General features: G+C 45.0%; 14 protein-coding genes. 2 read left to right on the forward strand and 12 right to left on the reverse strand.

Annotation, left to right across the window (positions count from 1 at the left end; translation table 11 throughout):
- Positions 1–26: 26 nt before the first annotated feature.
- Positions 27–1,043 carry a 2-hydroxyacid dehydrogenase gene (locus tag V5298_RS15070; RefSeq protein ID WP_332932287.1) on the forward strand — a complete coding sequence of 339 codons (1,017 nt, stop codon included), beginning with the start codon at positions 27–29 and terminating at the stop codon, positions 1,041–1,043.
- 14 nt (positions 1,044–1,057) lie between these two features.
- Here V5298_RS15070 and V5298_RS15075 read toward each other — a convergent pair whose 3' ends face one another.
- The 5 genes from V5298_RS15075 to V5298_RS15095 all read right to left on the reverse strand — a co-directional run bounded on the left by V5298_RS15075 (position 1,058) and on the right by V5298_RS15095 (position 7,064).
- On the reverse strand, positions 1,058–1,813 hold the full coding sequence (locus V5298_RS15075; protein WP_332932273.1) for a methyltransferase domain-containing protein: 756 nt from the start codon (positions 1,811–1,813) through the stop codon (positions 1,058–1,060).
- Position 1,814: 1 nt separating this feature from the next.
- Complete coding sequence (locus tag V5298_RS15080; protein ID WP_332932274.1) at positions 1,815–2,576, reverse strand: Nif3-like dinuclear metal center hexameric protein; 762 nt, start codon at positions 2,574–2,576, stop codon at positions 1,815–1,817.
- 43 nt (positions 2,577–2,619) lie between these two features.
- Entirely contained in the window at positions 2,620–3,249 is a 630-nt protein-coding gene (locus tag V5298_RS15085) for a TetR/AcrR family transcriptional regulator (protein ID WP_332932275.1), read from the reverse strand.
- Positions 3,250–3,261: 12 nt separating this feature from the next.
- A complete protein-coding gene (gene sohB, locus V5298_RS15090; protein WP_332932276.1) occupies positions 3,262–4,284 on the reverse strand; it encodes a protease SohB in 1,023 nt (340 codons plus the stop codon).
- A gap of 179 nt (positions 4,285–4,463) precedes the next feature.
- The gene (locus V5298_RS15095; protein WP_332932277.1) at positions 4,464–7,064 is read right to left on the reverse strand and encodes a VolA/Pla-1 family phospholipase; all 2,601 of its coding nucleotides are present in this window, start codon (positions 7,062–7,064) and stop codon (positions 4,464–4,466) included.
- Between the two features lie 292 nt (positions 7,065–7,356).
- Here V5298_RS15095 and V5298_RS15100 point away from each other — a divergent pair, with 292 nt between their 5' ends.
- Positions 7,357–8,103, forward strand: a complete 747-nt coding sequence (locus tag V5298_RS15100; protein ID WP_332932278.1) for a YciK family oxidoreductase — start codon at positions 7,357–7,359, stop codon at positions 8,101–8,103.
- Here V5298_RS15100 and V5298_RS15105 read toward each other — a convergent pair whose 3' ends face one another.
- From V5298_RS15105 to sucC, 7 genes are all read right to left on the reverse strand, one after another.
- Positions 8,104–8,976, reverse strand: coding sequence for a sialate O-acetylesterase (locus V5298_RS15105; protein WP_332932279.1), 873 nt, complete (start codon positions 8,974–8,976; stop codon positions 8,104–8,106).
- Positions 8,977–9,129: 153 nt separating this feature from the next.
- The gene (gene glnS, locus V5298_RS15110) at positions 9,130–10,794 is read right to left on the reverse strand and encodes a glutamine--tRNA ligase (RefSeq protein WP_332932280.1); all 1,665 of its coding nucleotides are present in this window, start codon (positions 10,792–10,794) and stop codon (positions 9,130–9,132) included.
- Between the two features lie 354 nt (positions 10,795–11,148).
- A complete protein-coding gene (locus V5298_RS15115) occupies positions 11,149–12,042 on the reverse strand; it encodes a PEP-CTERM/exosortase system-associated acyltransferase (RefSeq protein ID WP_332932281.1) in 894 nt (297 codons plus the stop codon).
- A 606-nt stretch (positions 12,043–12,648) separates the two neighbouring features.
- Positions 12,649–13,170 (reverse strand): RNA methyltransferase, encoded by a 522-nt coding sequence (locus V5298_RS15120; RefSeq protein ID WP_332932282.1) that lies wholly within the window; start codon positions 13,168–13,170, stop codon positions 12,649–12,651.
- Positions 13,171–13,241: 71 nt separating this feature from the next.
- Complete coding sequence (locus V5298_RS15125) at positions 13,242–14,075, reverse strand: patatin family protein (RefSeq protein WP_332932283.1); 834 nt, start codon at positions 14,073–14,075, stop codon at positions 13,242–13,244.
- 283 nt (positions 14,076–14,358) lie between these two features.
- Positions 14,359–15,231: a succinate--CoA ligase subunit alpha gene (sucD, locus tag V5298_RS15130; protein ID WP_332932284.1), complete on the reverse strand. Its 873-nt coding sequence runs from the start codon at positions 15,229–15,231 to the stop codon at positions 14,359–14,361.
- Positions 15,231–16,342, reverse strand: a 1,112-nt coding sequence (gene sucC, locus V5298_RS15135; RefSeq protein WP_332932285.1) for an ADP-forming succinate--CoA ligase subunit beta, incomplete at its 5' end; no start/stop codon positions are given. The genes sucC and sucD, both read right to left, overlap by 1 nt.

A 16,342-nucleotide genomic window follows, 5' to 3' on the forward strand; every position in this document is an offset into this window, starting at 1 on the left:
TTAATCGCCATCAAAAAGGAATTATTATGTCTAATAAAGTGGGTGTGTTTAGTAGTAATCCCTATGATGAAAGCTCATTAAGTGCGCAAGTCAGTGATGACATTGAGCTTCAGTTTTTTACCGCGAAACTCGATTTACAAACCGTGCCCATATGCCAAGATTTAGATGCCGTATGTGCCTTTGTGAATGATGAGATCAATGAAGATGTGATCAAAATACTTGCGCAATACGGAGTGTCCCATATTGCCATGCGCTGTGCCGGTTACAATAACGTGGACGTTGACGCAGCAAAAAAACATCATATTGCCATTTCCCGTGTGCCGTCTTACGGACCGGAAGCGGTGGCAGAACATGCCGTAGCGCTTATGCTCACATTAAACCGTCGCATGCATAAGGCCTATAATCGGGTGCGAGATGGTAACTTTAATCTCGATGGATTATTAGGTTTCAATATGGCCGGTAAAACCGTGGGGATTGTAGGGTCTGGCCATATTGGACAGGCTACAGCAAAAATTCTACTCGGTTTTGGTTGCCGTGTGTTGTGTGTCGATCCCTACCCCAACAAAGAGCTGATTGATGCGGGAGTGCACTATGTGGATATGGCAACCTTACTCACCGAGTCCCATATCATTTCATTACATTGCCCGTTAAATAACGATAGCTACCATTTGATTAACCCCACGACCATTGCGCAAATGCGCGACGGTGTGATGTTAATCAATACCTCCCGCGGCGGATTAATGGACACCCAAGCACTGATCAGTGGACTAAAAAGCCATAAAATTGGTTATCTTGGCTTAGATGTTTATGAAATGGAATCCGAGTTATTTTTCAAAGATCATTCTTTTGAGATCATCCAAGATGATGTCTTTGAAAGACTGTCATCATTTCATAATGTGCTCATTACCGGCCATCAGGGTTTTTTCACCCAAGAGGCCCTTGGGCAAATTGCCGCAACCACTTTATCCAATATTGCCAGTTGGGCAAACGGTACCGCGAATGACACTAACTTTTTGGTCCTGCCAGAGAAAACGTCTGGTTAAACTCAACGCATTGTTTAGGCCGGCTTTTTTAGTAGCAGATAAAAGTATTTACCCAGGTAGCAGTATGGGGCTTGAAACATATACAAGCGTTCCAGTTCAACTAACTGGTTAAACTGGGCATCATCTGCGGGCTTTTCTTTCATGTAATCGTGAAAGCAACGGATCCCTGCCATTTTTTCTACTTCAAAGCCCAGTTGTCGCGCATGCTCGATAACATCATTGGGCTTTTGTGGATTATTAGGGTTAAGCCTTACCTGATTTTTGACCTTCATGCCTTTGGCGATGTAATCGAAATTTCCATACAACGCATTGGAAAACAAAGCAGCATCACGGTTAAAAAAGCTCAAACTCAGGCGACTGCCCGGCCGCATACGTTGATACAATAAGGAAATGGCTGCAAGGGGATCGGCTAGCCATTCCAGTACCGCATGACAAATAATTAAATCAAAAGCGGTATAAGACGGCACCGATTGCAAGCTAGCATGCTCAATGGTGATATTGGGTATTCCCTTTAGATAATCCTGCGCCAGCGCAAGAATATCTAAAGAAGCGTCAAACAGCGTGACCTTATGTCCCTGCTCCACCATGGCCTTTGACATGATGCCACTGCCACCGCCAATATCGGCGATCTGTAACGGTTCCTTATTGGTTACCGTCTCTTTTAAAGCCTCAAGAAGCAAAAGATGGCGTAGCTTTCCTTTGGTGGTGCCGTAAATATTTCTTACAAATTTATCAGCAATACCATCAAAATTTCGATCCGTTTCTTTCATCTTATGCTGGGTTATCAATATCAACAAATTCAACGCTAACAGGCAGTGAGGAAGCAATAAGTTCGCCCACAGATTTCACACCATACCGTTCGGTGGCATGGTGACCCGCTGCGTAAAAATGGATGTTCAATTCTCTGGCAATGTGAATGGTTTGCTCTGACACTTCTCCGGTTATGAAAGCATCTATTCCTGCTTCTGCCGCTTGTTCAATATAGCCTTGTCCGCCACCGGTACACCATGCCACGGTATTAACGATGGCTTGTTCATTCCCTTCATGCAAGATATCTCGTCCAAGGTGCGTTGCAATATGGGCTTTTAAGTTGCCTGCCGTCATGGCTTCACCCACCTCGCCGCGATAGATGATCCCTTCTGGCTTCATCATAGGAAGCGGTGCGATATTCTCAAAACACAAACATTGGCCTAATTGTGCGTTGTTCCCCTGTTGCGGGTGAACATCAATAGGCAGATGATAAGCAATAAGGTTTATATCGTGGCGAAATAAATGGCGAATACGGCGCCCTTTCATCCCCACTAAAACGGGATTTTCGCCTTTCCAAAAATAGCCATGATGAACCAAGATAGCATCAGCATTTTTTTCGATGGCGCAATCGATTAAAGCCTGTGAGGCGGTGACGCCGGTGACAATGTGATTAATGGTCTCGGCGCCTTCTACTTGAAGACCATTGGGACAGTAATCTTTTATTTGATTGGGTTGCAGCAAGTCATCGAGAAATGCCATCAACTGCTGACGTGAAACGGCCATTGCATCTCCTTTGGTAACAATGATTTTGGGATAAACATACCCGCTAATTAACCCGCCCCGTAATACCGTAGGACACAAAGGGCACCATATGCATGATAACCGACTGTATATCCACTTCTTCGCCGAAATCTGCGCGGGCAATCTCGGTGAGCGCCTGACTCGAGGACATGGAAAACACAAAACTGCCTAAAGCAAAATACATGCGCCATGACAATTCATCTTCGTCCACATGGGGTAAACACTGACGGATGGTCGCAATGAGATTCGCCACCGTAGTGCCATAGTTAGACATAATAAAACGCCGTAAATGCCCCTGGGTTTCCGTATAGCCCCGCCCCAGAAGCTGTACAAATAACTCGGTACCATTCGGTCGAACCTGATTTAAGGTCATCATTGGCGACACCAGTGAGCGCATAAGTGATTCGATCCCTTTTGAGCCTTGCTGGATTTCAAATTCGTCTAACACCTTATCAAACTGGGGCATTAAAATGTCAAAATAGCGTTTTAACACCTGCTGAATCAGGTTCTTCTTACTACCGAAGTGATAATTCACCGATGCGAGATTCACATCGGCAAACGCCGTAATGGTACGCATAGAAGTTTGCGCATAACCTCGTTGGGCAAACAAGGTTTCGGCAGCGTTGAGTATGCTTGATTTTGTCTCTTTTGCCATGGGATAAAGTGCTTAAAACCAGTGTCGTGCTTTTGAAAACAAACGCATGACCGATTTTTCAGCTACCGCAGCCATAGATAGGCCCAGTTTTTCCGCAACATTTTTCTTGATGGTGTATTTTACGGCAAAGATTTCACGTTGTGGATGGTTAGACATAATGTAATCATCCGAGGTCATAATGTCGTCAACCAGTCCAAGTTTTAACGCTTCATTACCCAACCAGACTTCGCCCGTTGCCACTTTTTCAATATCCAAAGACTGACGTTGTGACTGCACCCAATCTTTAAACTGCACATGGATGTTTTCTAAGTCCTGCTTGAATTTTTCACGCCCTGCATCAGTGTTTTCACCAAATACGGTTAACGTGCGTTTGTAATCCCCTGCGGTATGTTGTTCAAATTCCACATCGTGTTTTTTCAATAACTTGTTTACGTTTGGAATCTGCGCTAAAACACCGATGGAACCGATATAAGCAAAACGGGCAGACAAGAGTTTATCTGCAACACAAGCCATCATATAACCGCCGCTGGCTGCCACCTTATCTACCGCCACAGTCAATGAAATACCCTTTTCTTTGATCCTTTGTAATTGCGATGCAGCTAATCCATAGCCATGGACAACACCGCCACCACTTTCCAATCGAATGAGCACTTCATCATGGGGTTTGGCTACACACAATACCGCGGTGATTTCTTCACGAAGACGATCGACTTCATGGGCATCCATTGAACCTTCAAAATCGAGCACAAATAAACGGGACGCATCGTCTTTCTGCTTACTATCTGCTTTTTGTTTTTTCTCTTCTTTTTTCTGTTCTTTTGCCAATTTTTTCATCGCTGTTTTATCTAACAGCACGGAACGGGCATATTGGGTAACATCATTGAGTTGTGATGTAAGCGACGTCATTTCCAGATGTCCCTTGCCAGGTCGCTGACGGCTCGCGCTACCAATGATAGCAACAAGCACGATAACGAATGCGATCACAAGTGTGACGGCTTTGGCCAGAAACAATCCGTATTCGTACAAAAACTCCAAACTACTCTCCTGTGTACTAACAAGGTTAAAACGAATCAGCAATGTGAGTCGAAAAACATAAGGTGCAAAATAGCGCTATAGTTTACCAGTGTTTTTTATCGCTTACGATAGACTTATTTTTTGGGCTGTAGAAACAAAAAAAGGCCGGCTTATTGCCGACCTTTTGCCTCACTAAAACATTAATTTTCCACAACGCTGCTATCCGTCACTGGCAGAAGCGTGGCGCCGGATGCAAAATAGGTGGCCACCTCAGTTTGCATTTCAGTGGTGGTCGCTGCACTTGCCGTAGCGCTTAAACTCGACGCGTGGGCGCCTTCGGTAAACTTCACCCAACCACTAATGTCAGTTCCCGATACTGTGGTACTCACCGTATCCAGCCCAATGAGGTTGGCCAGTGGTGCTTGACCCGACAAAGGAATTGCCGTGGTAACCGGAATCACTTGATCTGACAAGTTGGTTTCACCACCGTCACCGACCACCGTCATCATATGCACCGGCGTATTCTCACCCAGCGTTTCTGCATAGTTAACCGGATCAGCGGCATCAAGCACAGTTTGTGCAGCAAAGGCAAACTCATCAAATACCGCCTCAACAGTAGCCAGTTGCGTGTCTGTCAGATTGTCGAAAAACAAGGTCACGGCTTCAACTAACTGAGATTGAGTAACGTCCGTGGAGCCATATAATTGAACGAGCAAACTTTGAAAGTCTTCGGAAGCCGACGATAACAATAAACCTTTTACCAGTGGTCCGAAGGAAGGCGATTCTATCAGGAATTGGGCTATACCACCGCCTGGCGACTCCAAGGAAGCCGCTTGTACCCTATATAAACCATCTAATGCGGCTAAATCCCCATCCATGGATTCATTGGTTAATGCAGTAAAGTCAGTGCCCGCAATTGCCCCTAAGGATACGCCCATAAAGTAGACATTAGACATATCAAATGTGGCAACCTGGTCACTGGTTTCATCATTGATGGCATTTAAGCCAAGACGAAGACCCAGTAAATCCGCCACGCTTTGACGTACATTGTCTCTGGCCGTAGGCAATGAACTTAGGTTCATATAGTGGGTGGCACTGATATCCGTTGCGTTAATGTCATCCACACCATCGCCATCGACATCAAAGCCTCGTTCACCGTGTAATGGTTGATCAATAGCAACGGTGGCAATACCGGCCAGAGATAACGCCCCACTTATGGCAAGCATGTCTTCTTTTTTACTTGTAATACCGTGCATGAGAATGGCAACGGGCCAGCCCCCTTCGGGTTGCGCTAAGGTGTAGCCAAGGGCAGCCGCCACGTCAACATCCGGAATGGTCACTTGCACATTGATGGTATCTTCGGTCACAGTCTCCGGCATCGGATTAAAACGGGTAATGTTCCGTGCCGAATCAATCATCTCTCCGTTAAGGCGTAAATCCGCTAAACCGATTTGATCACACAAGGCATAATTAGGGCCGGCGGTAGCATTTGCTAATACCTCATCCGATAAGCCCGCTAAAATAATTCCGCTGTCACAGGCTGCCTGCCAAAAAGACGTTAGCGGTGCAGTGGGATCCTCCGTTGTCGGTTCGGCAAGGTAATAAGGCAAGGTAATATTGCCATCGTACCGAGACGCCACACAAAACGGTCCTGCTTCTGAAAGTATTCCAGAGGCAATCGCCACGGCAAAATCGTTCAATGCCCCCCAACTTTCAGACAACGTACCAGAATAGGTGGCCACTAAACCGTCGCATGTTTGCAGGCTATCAAACCCGCCTGCTGCTAGTGTGGCTTCAATGGTTGGAATATAAGCACTCAATTCATCTGACAGGCTTTCTATACCCACCGTTACAGCATCAGACAAGGTATCATCATCAATGACATCTAGCTTTTCTAACGCACTAGGATCTTCTTCAGGATCAGAAATAGACACCACGGGAAGCGCTTCGGCCGCCGCGGGATCACCGGCGGCCGCTCTCGTCGCATATTCCGCCACCATCACTGATTTAATGGTACTTAATGCAATGTCTGTACTTTGGGTGGTAAATGCAGATACATAGGAGATGTCATCTCGGGCATAACCGGCATCAATCACTGGATCCACCAAGGAATTAACCAGCGTTTGTAACAGCAATTGATCATCGGTACTTAAAGGTAGCGTATTGATATCTTGTCTAACTAATTCCCAAGAGGTGGAGCCTTTAACAGCTTTACCCGATGAATCCTTAAGATCCGTTGTCACCACAAGCATGTAGCCATGGGCGGGTTTAAGGGGTTTTAAAGGCACCACACCAATGGTGTCATCGTCGACTAACGACAGGACGAAGTCTTCACCGTATTGTAATTCATCATTGAGTTTACATCCTGAGGAAGGCAATGATGCGGTTGCACAGTCGGGATCACTTTGATCAAGACCTAAGGTTGCTTCAAACAAATGTACACCTGCAGAAAGTGTTGCCGCATCAAGTGTCACCCCGTCTGGGGTTTCAACATCAATCACAAAAGGTTGCTGCGTTGACCAGCCATCCACCACATTCATGGCATTTTGGGGATCACTAAAATCTGTTTCATCGTCGACGGGTATATTTAAGGTGTAATCGAAAAATCCGTCATCCCCCGGCAACATAAGTATATCGTTAGGAACGTTAAGTTCCCCGTCACCCGGATTAAAAACAATGCGAGAATACGCGGTTTCCACCGGTGTATCAGCGATAATATCGTCCAGTGTGTCGTTCGAGCCACCACAACCCGCTAAACCCAGTGCCAGGGCAACACTGGTACTAATCATGAGTTTTCTCATTTAACCCCCTAATAATAGCTTTATCGTTATTGTCTGTAATCAAACGGTTATACCCTCCCAAGGTTGTTGGTTTGACAGTTATGGGGAGAATCGCAAACTCGTATGACCAGTTGTATATAGCTCAATATTATGGGGTTTGCGTAAATTTTGCAAAGTTTTGTTAACATTTTTTACATTATCTTTTTCCTTGGTACTGTTTAGGGTTTAGCCCATAACCCCGTTTCTGTACATCGCTTTTACCGTGTTTTTTGCTATGATGACGTTTTTCATTGAGTAAAAGGTCCACTTCGTAATGCACAATCGTTATCAAGCGCCAGCTAGCCTGTTAAATAACAAAACTATTCTTATCACCGGCGCTGGTGACGGCATTGGCGCAGAAGCTGCCAAAACCTATGCCCGTCATGGTGCCACCTGCATTTTACTTGGTAGAACGGTAAGTAAACTCGAAGCCGTGTATGACGCCATTGTCAGTGAAGGACATGCTGAACCGGCCATCATTCCACTGGATCTAAACGGAGCGAGTAAAAAACACTATCAAGATATGACCCAAACCATTATTGACCAATTTGGTAAACTTGATGGCGTACTGCACAATGCCTCTCAACTGGGTCACCTGAGTGTTTTTACGGATATCCCAGAGGAAGAATGGCTGACGGTTATGCAGGTGAATGTGAACGCCACCGCCTTTATGACCCAGGCGCTAATGCCTGCCTTGCTTAAGGCCAAAGATGCATCTGTGATTTTCACTAGCTCAAGTGTTGGCAGGAAAGGACGGGCTTTTTGGGGCACTTATGCGGTTTCTAAGTTTGCCACCGAGGGCATGATGCAAGTCTTGGCCAGTGAGTATGCCAACAAATCCATACGTTTTAACTGCATCAACCCCGGCGCCACCCGCACTGCCATGCGCGCAAGTGCCTATCCGGCTGAAGATCCCCAGACCTTAAAAACCCCACAGCAGATCATGCCGCTTTACCTTTATCTAATGGGCACCGATAGCGCCGATGTGAATGGGCAAACCTTGGATTGCCAACCTAAATAATTAAGGACAGGAAGATTCCAGATGGTGCATGGCCTTGGCGAATAGCTCGCCAAGGCGAAGATAGGCGTCAGAGCGATAATATTGGCCGTCAGCAACAGGCTCGTCATGTTCAAACGCTGTGATCAATAAGGTGCAAGTATCTTCTTTAACAAACTTTTCCTGCCCTGCTCGCGCCCTGTTTAATGGAACCGTCTTGCCATCTTTCACCCTGTTAGGTGAATTTGATAGGCTGCCAATAACAATGGGGATGCGATCATTTCTCAAAGCGGTGCGAAACAGTTTCATTAACTGACGTATTCGATGGTAGTAAGCATCTTGCTCACTGGTGTTAGGGACGGTGTCTAACTCACTTTGCATCCAGATAATGCCTCGGGGGATCAAATTATCGACTTCACCGTCTAAATCAATATCCTGAACCGAGAATGCTTGTCGCACTGTGGTGAGAAAATGATCAAACTGATTGATGCCGTTTCCGTCATTATAATACGGCGCCCAACTGCTCGAGTCAGTCTTGTCAGTGTTGGCCGTCTGGCCGTTGGCATACTTAATAAGCGCAATGGGCGTGTTATTTTTTAGCCTATATAAGGTATGACCGAATGCTAATTCCGGACCAAAGCGATGGCTGTACAGGCTAACTCTGCCATTAGATTTATATCCCAACCCTGTACCTGGCTCCAGCGGCCCCCAAACCCCAGCACCACCTCGACGATCATTATCAAAAGCCGGATGTCCTGCAAACATATAAATATTTTTTGCCGGATACTTAAGCAAAGGATCAAGATCCATAGCCAGGCCATAGCCCATCATATTGGATTGCCCACCAAGAAAGTACACAGGATAGTTTTTCCCGCTGGTGAAGGGAGATAGGATCATTATCACCACGAAGATGGCGAATCTAAGAACATTCATGGGCGCATCAACAAAAGATGGATGGTTAAAGATTACGCAACGCCATCTAAAGATTCAATCCCATTAAATAAAAAAGCCGCTTAAAAAGCGGCTTCCTATTAACCTAGTGAGAATGTCTTAATCACCAATTTTCGCCCAGGTGTCCCTTAGGCCCACTGTGCGGTTAAACACTTTAAGCGCAGCGGTAGAGGTTTTATCAAGACAGAAATAACCGGTTCGCTCAAATTGCCAACCACCCGATGCGGGGTTTTCGTTCAATCCGGCTTCCACGATACCTTTTTTCACCACCAGTGAATCGGGATTGATTACATCGGTAAAATTCTCTTCTGCGGCGGGATTTGGCACGTTGAAAAGTCGATCATACAAACGAAACTCTGCCTCTTCACCGGATGTTGCGTCAACCCAATGGATCACCCCTTTTACTTTGCGTCCATCGCTAGGATCTTTACCTAGGGTTTCTGGATCGTACTGGCAATACACCACAGTGACATTGCCGTCGGCATCTTTTTCTACCCGTTCAGCTTTCACCACATAGGCATTACGAAGTCGAACTTCTTTTCCTAACACCAGTCGTTTAAATTTCTTGTTGGCGGCTTCTCTAAAATCTTCCGCTTCTATCCATAGTTCACGGCTAAATGCGATTTCACGCTTGCCCATAGATTCATCATTAGGATGATTCGGTGCACTCAGTGTTTCCACCTGTCCTTGCGGAAAGTTCTCGATAACCAGTTTTATCGGATTAAGTACTGCCATCGCCCGGGGTGCGGCAACATTGAGATCATCGCGAATACAGGCTTCTAACATGCTCATTTCAACCATGTTATCCATCTTGGTGACACCAATACGCTTACAAAACTCACGTACCGAAGCCGGTGTATAACCTCGACGACGTAGTCCCGCAATGGTGGGCATCCGCGGATCATCCCAACCATCCACATGATGTTCTTCCACCAACTGGATTAAACGGCGTTTACTTAACACCGTGTATTCAAGGTTCAGACGTGAAAATTCGTACTGGCGCGGTGTGCAATCAATGCTGATATTTTCGATAACCCAGTCGTATAAACGACGGTTATCCTGAAATTCCAACGTACACAAAGAGTGGGTTATCCCCTCAATGGCATCAGAAATACAATGGGTGAAATCGTACATGGGATAAACACACCATTTATCACCGGTTTGATGATGATGGGCAAATTTCACGCGGTATATCACCGGATCCCGTAAGCACATAAACGGCGAAGCCATATCGATTTTTGCACGCAAAGAACACTGCCCTTCGGCGTACTCTCCCGCGGTCATTTTTTCAAACTCCCGGCGGTTTGTCGCAACGTCCGTATCTCGATATGGGCTGTTTTTACCCGGTTGTGTTAGCGTGCCGCGCATTTCTCTCATCTCATCCTGACTAGAGAAATCCACATACGCCAACCCCTTATTGATAAGTTCAAGGGCATACCCATGTAATTGCTCAAAATAGTCTGAGGAATAACGAACGTCACCGTCCCAGCTAAAACCAAGCCAATTAACATCTTCTTTTATCGCATTAACGTACGCGATATCTTCTTTTACCGGGTTCGTATCATCGAAACGCAGATTACAGGTGCCCTGATAATCGGCGGCGATACCGAAATTCAAACAAATAGATTTTGCATGGCCAATGTGTAAAAAACCGTTTGGTTCGGGAGGAAAGCGTGTCTTGATCGTATCGTGCACACCTGCTGCCAAATCTTTTTCAATAATTTGCCGAATAAAATTGGTCGGATGGTTGTCCGTCTCCGCCATTCGCCCTTTCCCCTTATCTTATGTTAATTGCAATGAAAGACTTCGATTATACCCTGTCGTCGGTTTGCTCACTACGATTAATTATACTCGCGACAACTGGCCGGTTAAATTTATAGCACAACATCAACTTCCTATAGCATGAAGCGTGTTCACCAATAGGGTATATAACAAGGTTGCTGGAGCACAGGTGCAAAAAAGCAAAAGCCCAAACCCGTTGAGGTAATTGTGAGTTTTTTAATTTTTTGTAAAAAATACTGACACATAACGAGAACAGTCTGGCGACTGCGGACATATGACGCACAAGTAGAAAGATAGGAAGCAAACACAAGGCTTTCTTGTGTTTGCTGCCGTTTTTTATGCTGCCTTGGTCTTCTGTTGCTTAACAGTAAGACTGGAAGGCTTGGGTTTGTGGATTGCGCCGAAACTGGGTATACCTTCAAGCTCTTTGGTGATCTTGTGATAAAAGCGATGCAATGACGGCGAGATTTGTTGCAAAAACTCTTCCGGTGACAGGCGGTATGCCGCCCGTTCACCATGATATTCGATGACATGACTGATTTGGTTAAACTCGATACCTAACATGCGCAAGCTTCGGGCTAACTTAGGTTCCATCATGACATAAACGTTTTCTACATCGCGCAGAACACAGATGGTGGCGGCAAAGAAATATAACGCTAAAGTAAGGTAGGGATAATTGCGGTTATTTTTCGATTTTTTTAAATTCTTATCCAGCGACTTTCCCGTCACCGGTGATAATTTTAAATCGGTCTGGCGCCGACGAAACCGTTTGGGTATAGCAAGACGGGATATTTCACATACCGAGTGCCGGGCAAACCGTGTTGGACTATTTTCGTCCATACGAATGGCATCGGAACAATTTTGTTCAAGGGGAAGAAGCTGACCACTGTGCTGAGGCATCACCACACGGATAGTACCGGCGCAATCCCCCGTAGCTTTATGCTTTATGTAGCAACTAATGGCATATTCATCAAACTCGTCATACTCCATCTTTGTTTGACGAACTTCTTCGAAGCCCATTTCTTCGCAATATACCTGATGTCGTGTCTTAAAACAGGCAATTTGATCTTTCTCTTCGGTTGCAACAACAAGAGTAAAGTGTTCGAAAAAGTGAGTGGCGGCTGCATCAATGGCTTTGTTCATCTTACGCCTGATCAAAGGCTTTACCATTTGTTTAACACCCGGTACTTGATGCACTTTTCTTAAAGCGTTTAACAAGCGACGTTTCACTCTGACTCCCAACGATTTTTTAAGCGATATTTTTATTTTATGAATTGAGCTTTTAAACAATATCTCCGGATTTATGACGCAAAACCCATGCAACACACACGGTCACATTGCCACATCAATTAAGTATTCGGGGACAAAGTAATTTCAAAACTCAAAACGAAACTACACGCTTACAATGAATAGATTACGTGAATCATATGTAGATCTTCACTTTTGTAAGTACTTTTAATCAAGTTTCAGACCACATTCACAAATAAAAATTTATTTTTTTTGCTCTTTTGGCTAAAACTGACGATATTCCTTACAAATAACTAACAGATTGCTACAATTTCTTTGCCTAGGCCCTTACACAAAAAATTCAACGTACTGTTTTTGAAAAGAATTTATAGACTAAAGATTAATAATCTTTAGTCTAGCAGAAGATAGTTTAACAAATCTTAATAATTAAAATATATTTACAAAAAGGTGAGATAATTCTGCCTTTGAATGCACTTATTTCTCTTGGAGCGAAAGATCGTAAAAAATGCTGACAGTTTTACGATCTTATACCCATCAAAGCGTAGCTAATAAGTTACAAATTAATACAAATTCACGCTGAAGGGCTTGTTAACAACTGGTTTTGCGGAAAATGCGTGTACGGTTATTGGTGTCTCGAGATGCTCTAATTGTTTCATCACTGGCTTCAAAATTACTCTTAGCCAAGCGATCATATAACACCACATTTACCGTCGCAGCCAAATTCATGCAACCCTTGGTGGGTATATACACCACATCATCAGCCCATCTCAGTATCTCATTAGTGACTGAACCATCTTCAGGGCCAAAGATATAAAATGCATTATCGGGATGTTCATAGTGAGGTAAAGGTTGCGCCCCTTCGACCAATTCAACAACCACGGTTCTCGCCCCTTTAGGTTTGGCCTGTTGCAAATCGGGAACACCAACGGTAGGGATCACCTTATGCATAGCTTGGGTATCGGCATTAAAAGCCTTTGCACGGGCATAACGCTGCCCGGTATAAAATACGCTGCTTCCCTGATAGCACCCCACTGCCCGCAAAACCGAAGCCACGTTAGTAGGATTTTTCGGATTGAGTAACCCAATGCTAAAACATTGTTGTATCGCCATTTGGCCAGTCCCCCATAAAACGTGGCGGAAGTATCGCAAATGTACGGTAGGGTTACCAACAAAATTCCATGTCAGGCGGCCTTCTTACCATGTAATGCCCGTCTGCCCATACGCCTTCCTTGCGCATAACCTTTGAGTAACTTTGCTCTATTCATGGTCAACCGTTTTACACAAAAACTGTGTGATGGCGCAATTACGGTAATATGACAACCTGCAGGTGGGTTTGCTAAAAATGCCAGTGACTCATTATAACGTTCGAAGCGGTGAATCAAAGTCTGCAATAATGCGGGTTGATGACCATAAAGCCGTTCCAGCAACCAGGTCGACTTCATTGCCGGTTTAATAAAACCCCGCGGCTGAGAAAGTATCACCGTAATGTTACGTGCCCCCATGTCATAGGCTTGTTTCACAGGGATCGCATCGGCCACACCACCGTCAACGTATCGCTGACCATTGATAACCGGCTGCTCTCTGTATGCTGTGGGTATGGCACATGAGGCGACCATTAATTTATCCACATTATCGGTGCTGGCTAAATGGTATTCACATTTACCATTATCTACATTGGTGATCCCCACATACATGGGAAAGGCGCTTTGTGCGCTAGGCACAGGTAACCCCAGATTTTTCTTCGCGTGATGCCAGAGCCAGTGGACGTCTGTCATATGTCCGCCCTGCATAAACCTGACTGGATTATAAAATTCACGACGGGTGGCAAATTCAGTGATGATAGTGCGACTTAAACCATGGGCACGGGTAACATAGGTGGACAAATTCGTCGCACCGGCAGAGACACCTATACCAAAATCAAATGGAAAATAATTCGCTTCCATAAATTTGTCTAACACACCGGCGGCGAAAATGCCCCGCATTGCACCACCTTCAACCACCAAAGCAGATTTCATTGTGACCTCCGATACAGGTTTCACATAGTATATTCACAAATTTGATGTCTTTTTGTTCAGTTATCGACCTACAATAACTAAACCCCGTGGCAAAAGATGTTTGAAAAAACAGATAGTGATAATCAATAAATCTGACTGATACTAACTTTATTCATTTTGCTTTAACTGAAATACATGAAATATGTGTGCCTGAAAGTCCAAATTTTAGATAGTTGAGGGTAAATAAATGGTAAAGCACAAAAAAGCCCGCGTTAAGCGGGCTTGTAATAAAACGTAGATCGGCTTACCAACCCGTGGCTTCCCGTAACGCTTTACCAATGTCAGCTAATGAACGCACGGTTTTAACCCCAGCAGATTCCAGCGCTGCGAATTTATCATCCGCAGTACCTTTACCGCCAGCGATAATAGCACCGGCATGACCCATACGCTTACCTGGAGGTGCCGTTACACCCGCAATGTAAGAAACAACAGGCTTAGTGACGTTTTCTTTGATGAAAGCAGCCGCTTCTTCTTCAGCAGTACCACCGATTTCACCAATCATAACAATCGCTTCTGTTTGAGGATCATCTTGGAACATGGTTAAGATATCAATGAAGTTTGAACCTGGGATAGGATCACCACCAATACCAACACAAGTAGACTGTCCGAAGCCTTCATCGGTAGTTTGCTTAACCGCTTCATAGGTCAATGTACCAGAGCGAGAAACAATACCCACTTTACCTGGCTTATGGATATGGCCAGGCATGATACCAATCTTACACTCTCCTGGCGTGATAACACCTGGGCAGTTAGGACCGATCATACGTACGCCTTTCGCATTGACGTATTCTTTTACGTAAAGCATATCAAGGGTAGGAATACCTTCGGTGATACATACGATAAGCTCGATGCCAGCATCCGCCGCTTCAACGATTGAATCTTTACAGAAAGGAGCCGGTACATAAATCACTGACGCTGTGGCGCCAGTCGCTTCAACCGCTTCACGTACTGTATTGAAAACAGGCAAACCTAAGTGCTCAGTGCCGCCTTTACCTGGTGTAACACCACCAACCATTTGCGTACCGTAAGCGATAGCCTGTTCAGAGTGGAATGTACCCTGTCCGCCAGTAAAACCCTGACAAATGACTTTGGTATCTTTGTTAATTAATACAGACATTATTTGCCCTCCGCTGCAGCTACAACTTTCTGTGCTGCATCCGTTAGCGATTCTGCAGCAATGATATCCAGACCAGAGTTCGCTAAAACGTCACGGCCAAGTTCTGCATTGGTACCTTCTAGACGCACAACAACAGGTACTTCTACGCCCACTTCTTTAACTGCCCCAATGATGCCTTCGGCAATCATGTCACAACGTACAATACCGCCGAAAATATTAACTAAAACGGCTTTTACATTGCTGTCAGACAAAATGATTTTGAATGCTTCAGCCACACGCTCTTTCGTCGCGCCACCACCAACATCCAAGAAGTTAGCAGGCTTTCCACCGTGCAAGTTAACAATGTCCATGGTTCCCATTGCAAGGCCAGCACCATTAACCATACAGCCAACGTTTCCGTCTAGTGCAACATAGTTAAGTTCGTATTGCGCAGCATGGGCTTCACGGGCATCTTCCTGTGAAGGATCGTGCATTTCTTTGACTTTCTTTTGACGGTATAAGGCGTTACCGTCAACACCCAATTTGGCATCAAGACAGTGTAAATCACCGTCAGCTTTAACGACCAATGGGTTAATTTCAATCAAGGCAAGATCTAAATCTTCAAACATCTTGGCCAAACCAAGGAAGATTTTAGTGAATTGCTTGATTTGAACCCCTTCTAAACCTAATTTAAAGGCCATTTCACGGGCTTGGTAAGGCTGAGGTCCAACAATAGGATCAATTTCAGCTTTAAGAATTTTTTCTGGCGTTTCTTCAGCAACGGTTTCAATTTCAACACCGCCTTCTGTAGAAGCCATGAAAACTACGCGACGTGTACCACGGTCTACAACAGCACCCAAGTACAGTTCATTGGCAATGTCTGTGCAGGTTTCAACAAGCACTTTACTGACCGGTTGACCTTTTTCATCCGTCTGGAACGTCACCAAGTTTTTGCCAAGCCACTTTTCTGCAAAAGCGCGAATGTCTTCTTTATCTTTGACAAGTTTTACGCCGCCCGCTTTACCGCGACCGCCAGCGTGAACCTGACATTTTACAACCCATTCGTCACCGCCGATACGGTCGGCCGCTTCAACAGCCCCTTCTGGTGTATCTGATGCGTATCCTTCAGAAA

Origin of the sequence: Alteromonas sp. 14N.309.X.WAT.G.H12, assembly GCF_036697315.1 — a bacterium.
Taxonomy (GTDB): domain Bacteria; phylum Pseudomonadota; class Gammaproteobacteria; order Enterobacterales; family Alteromonadaceae; genus Alteromonas.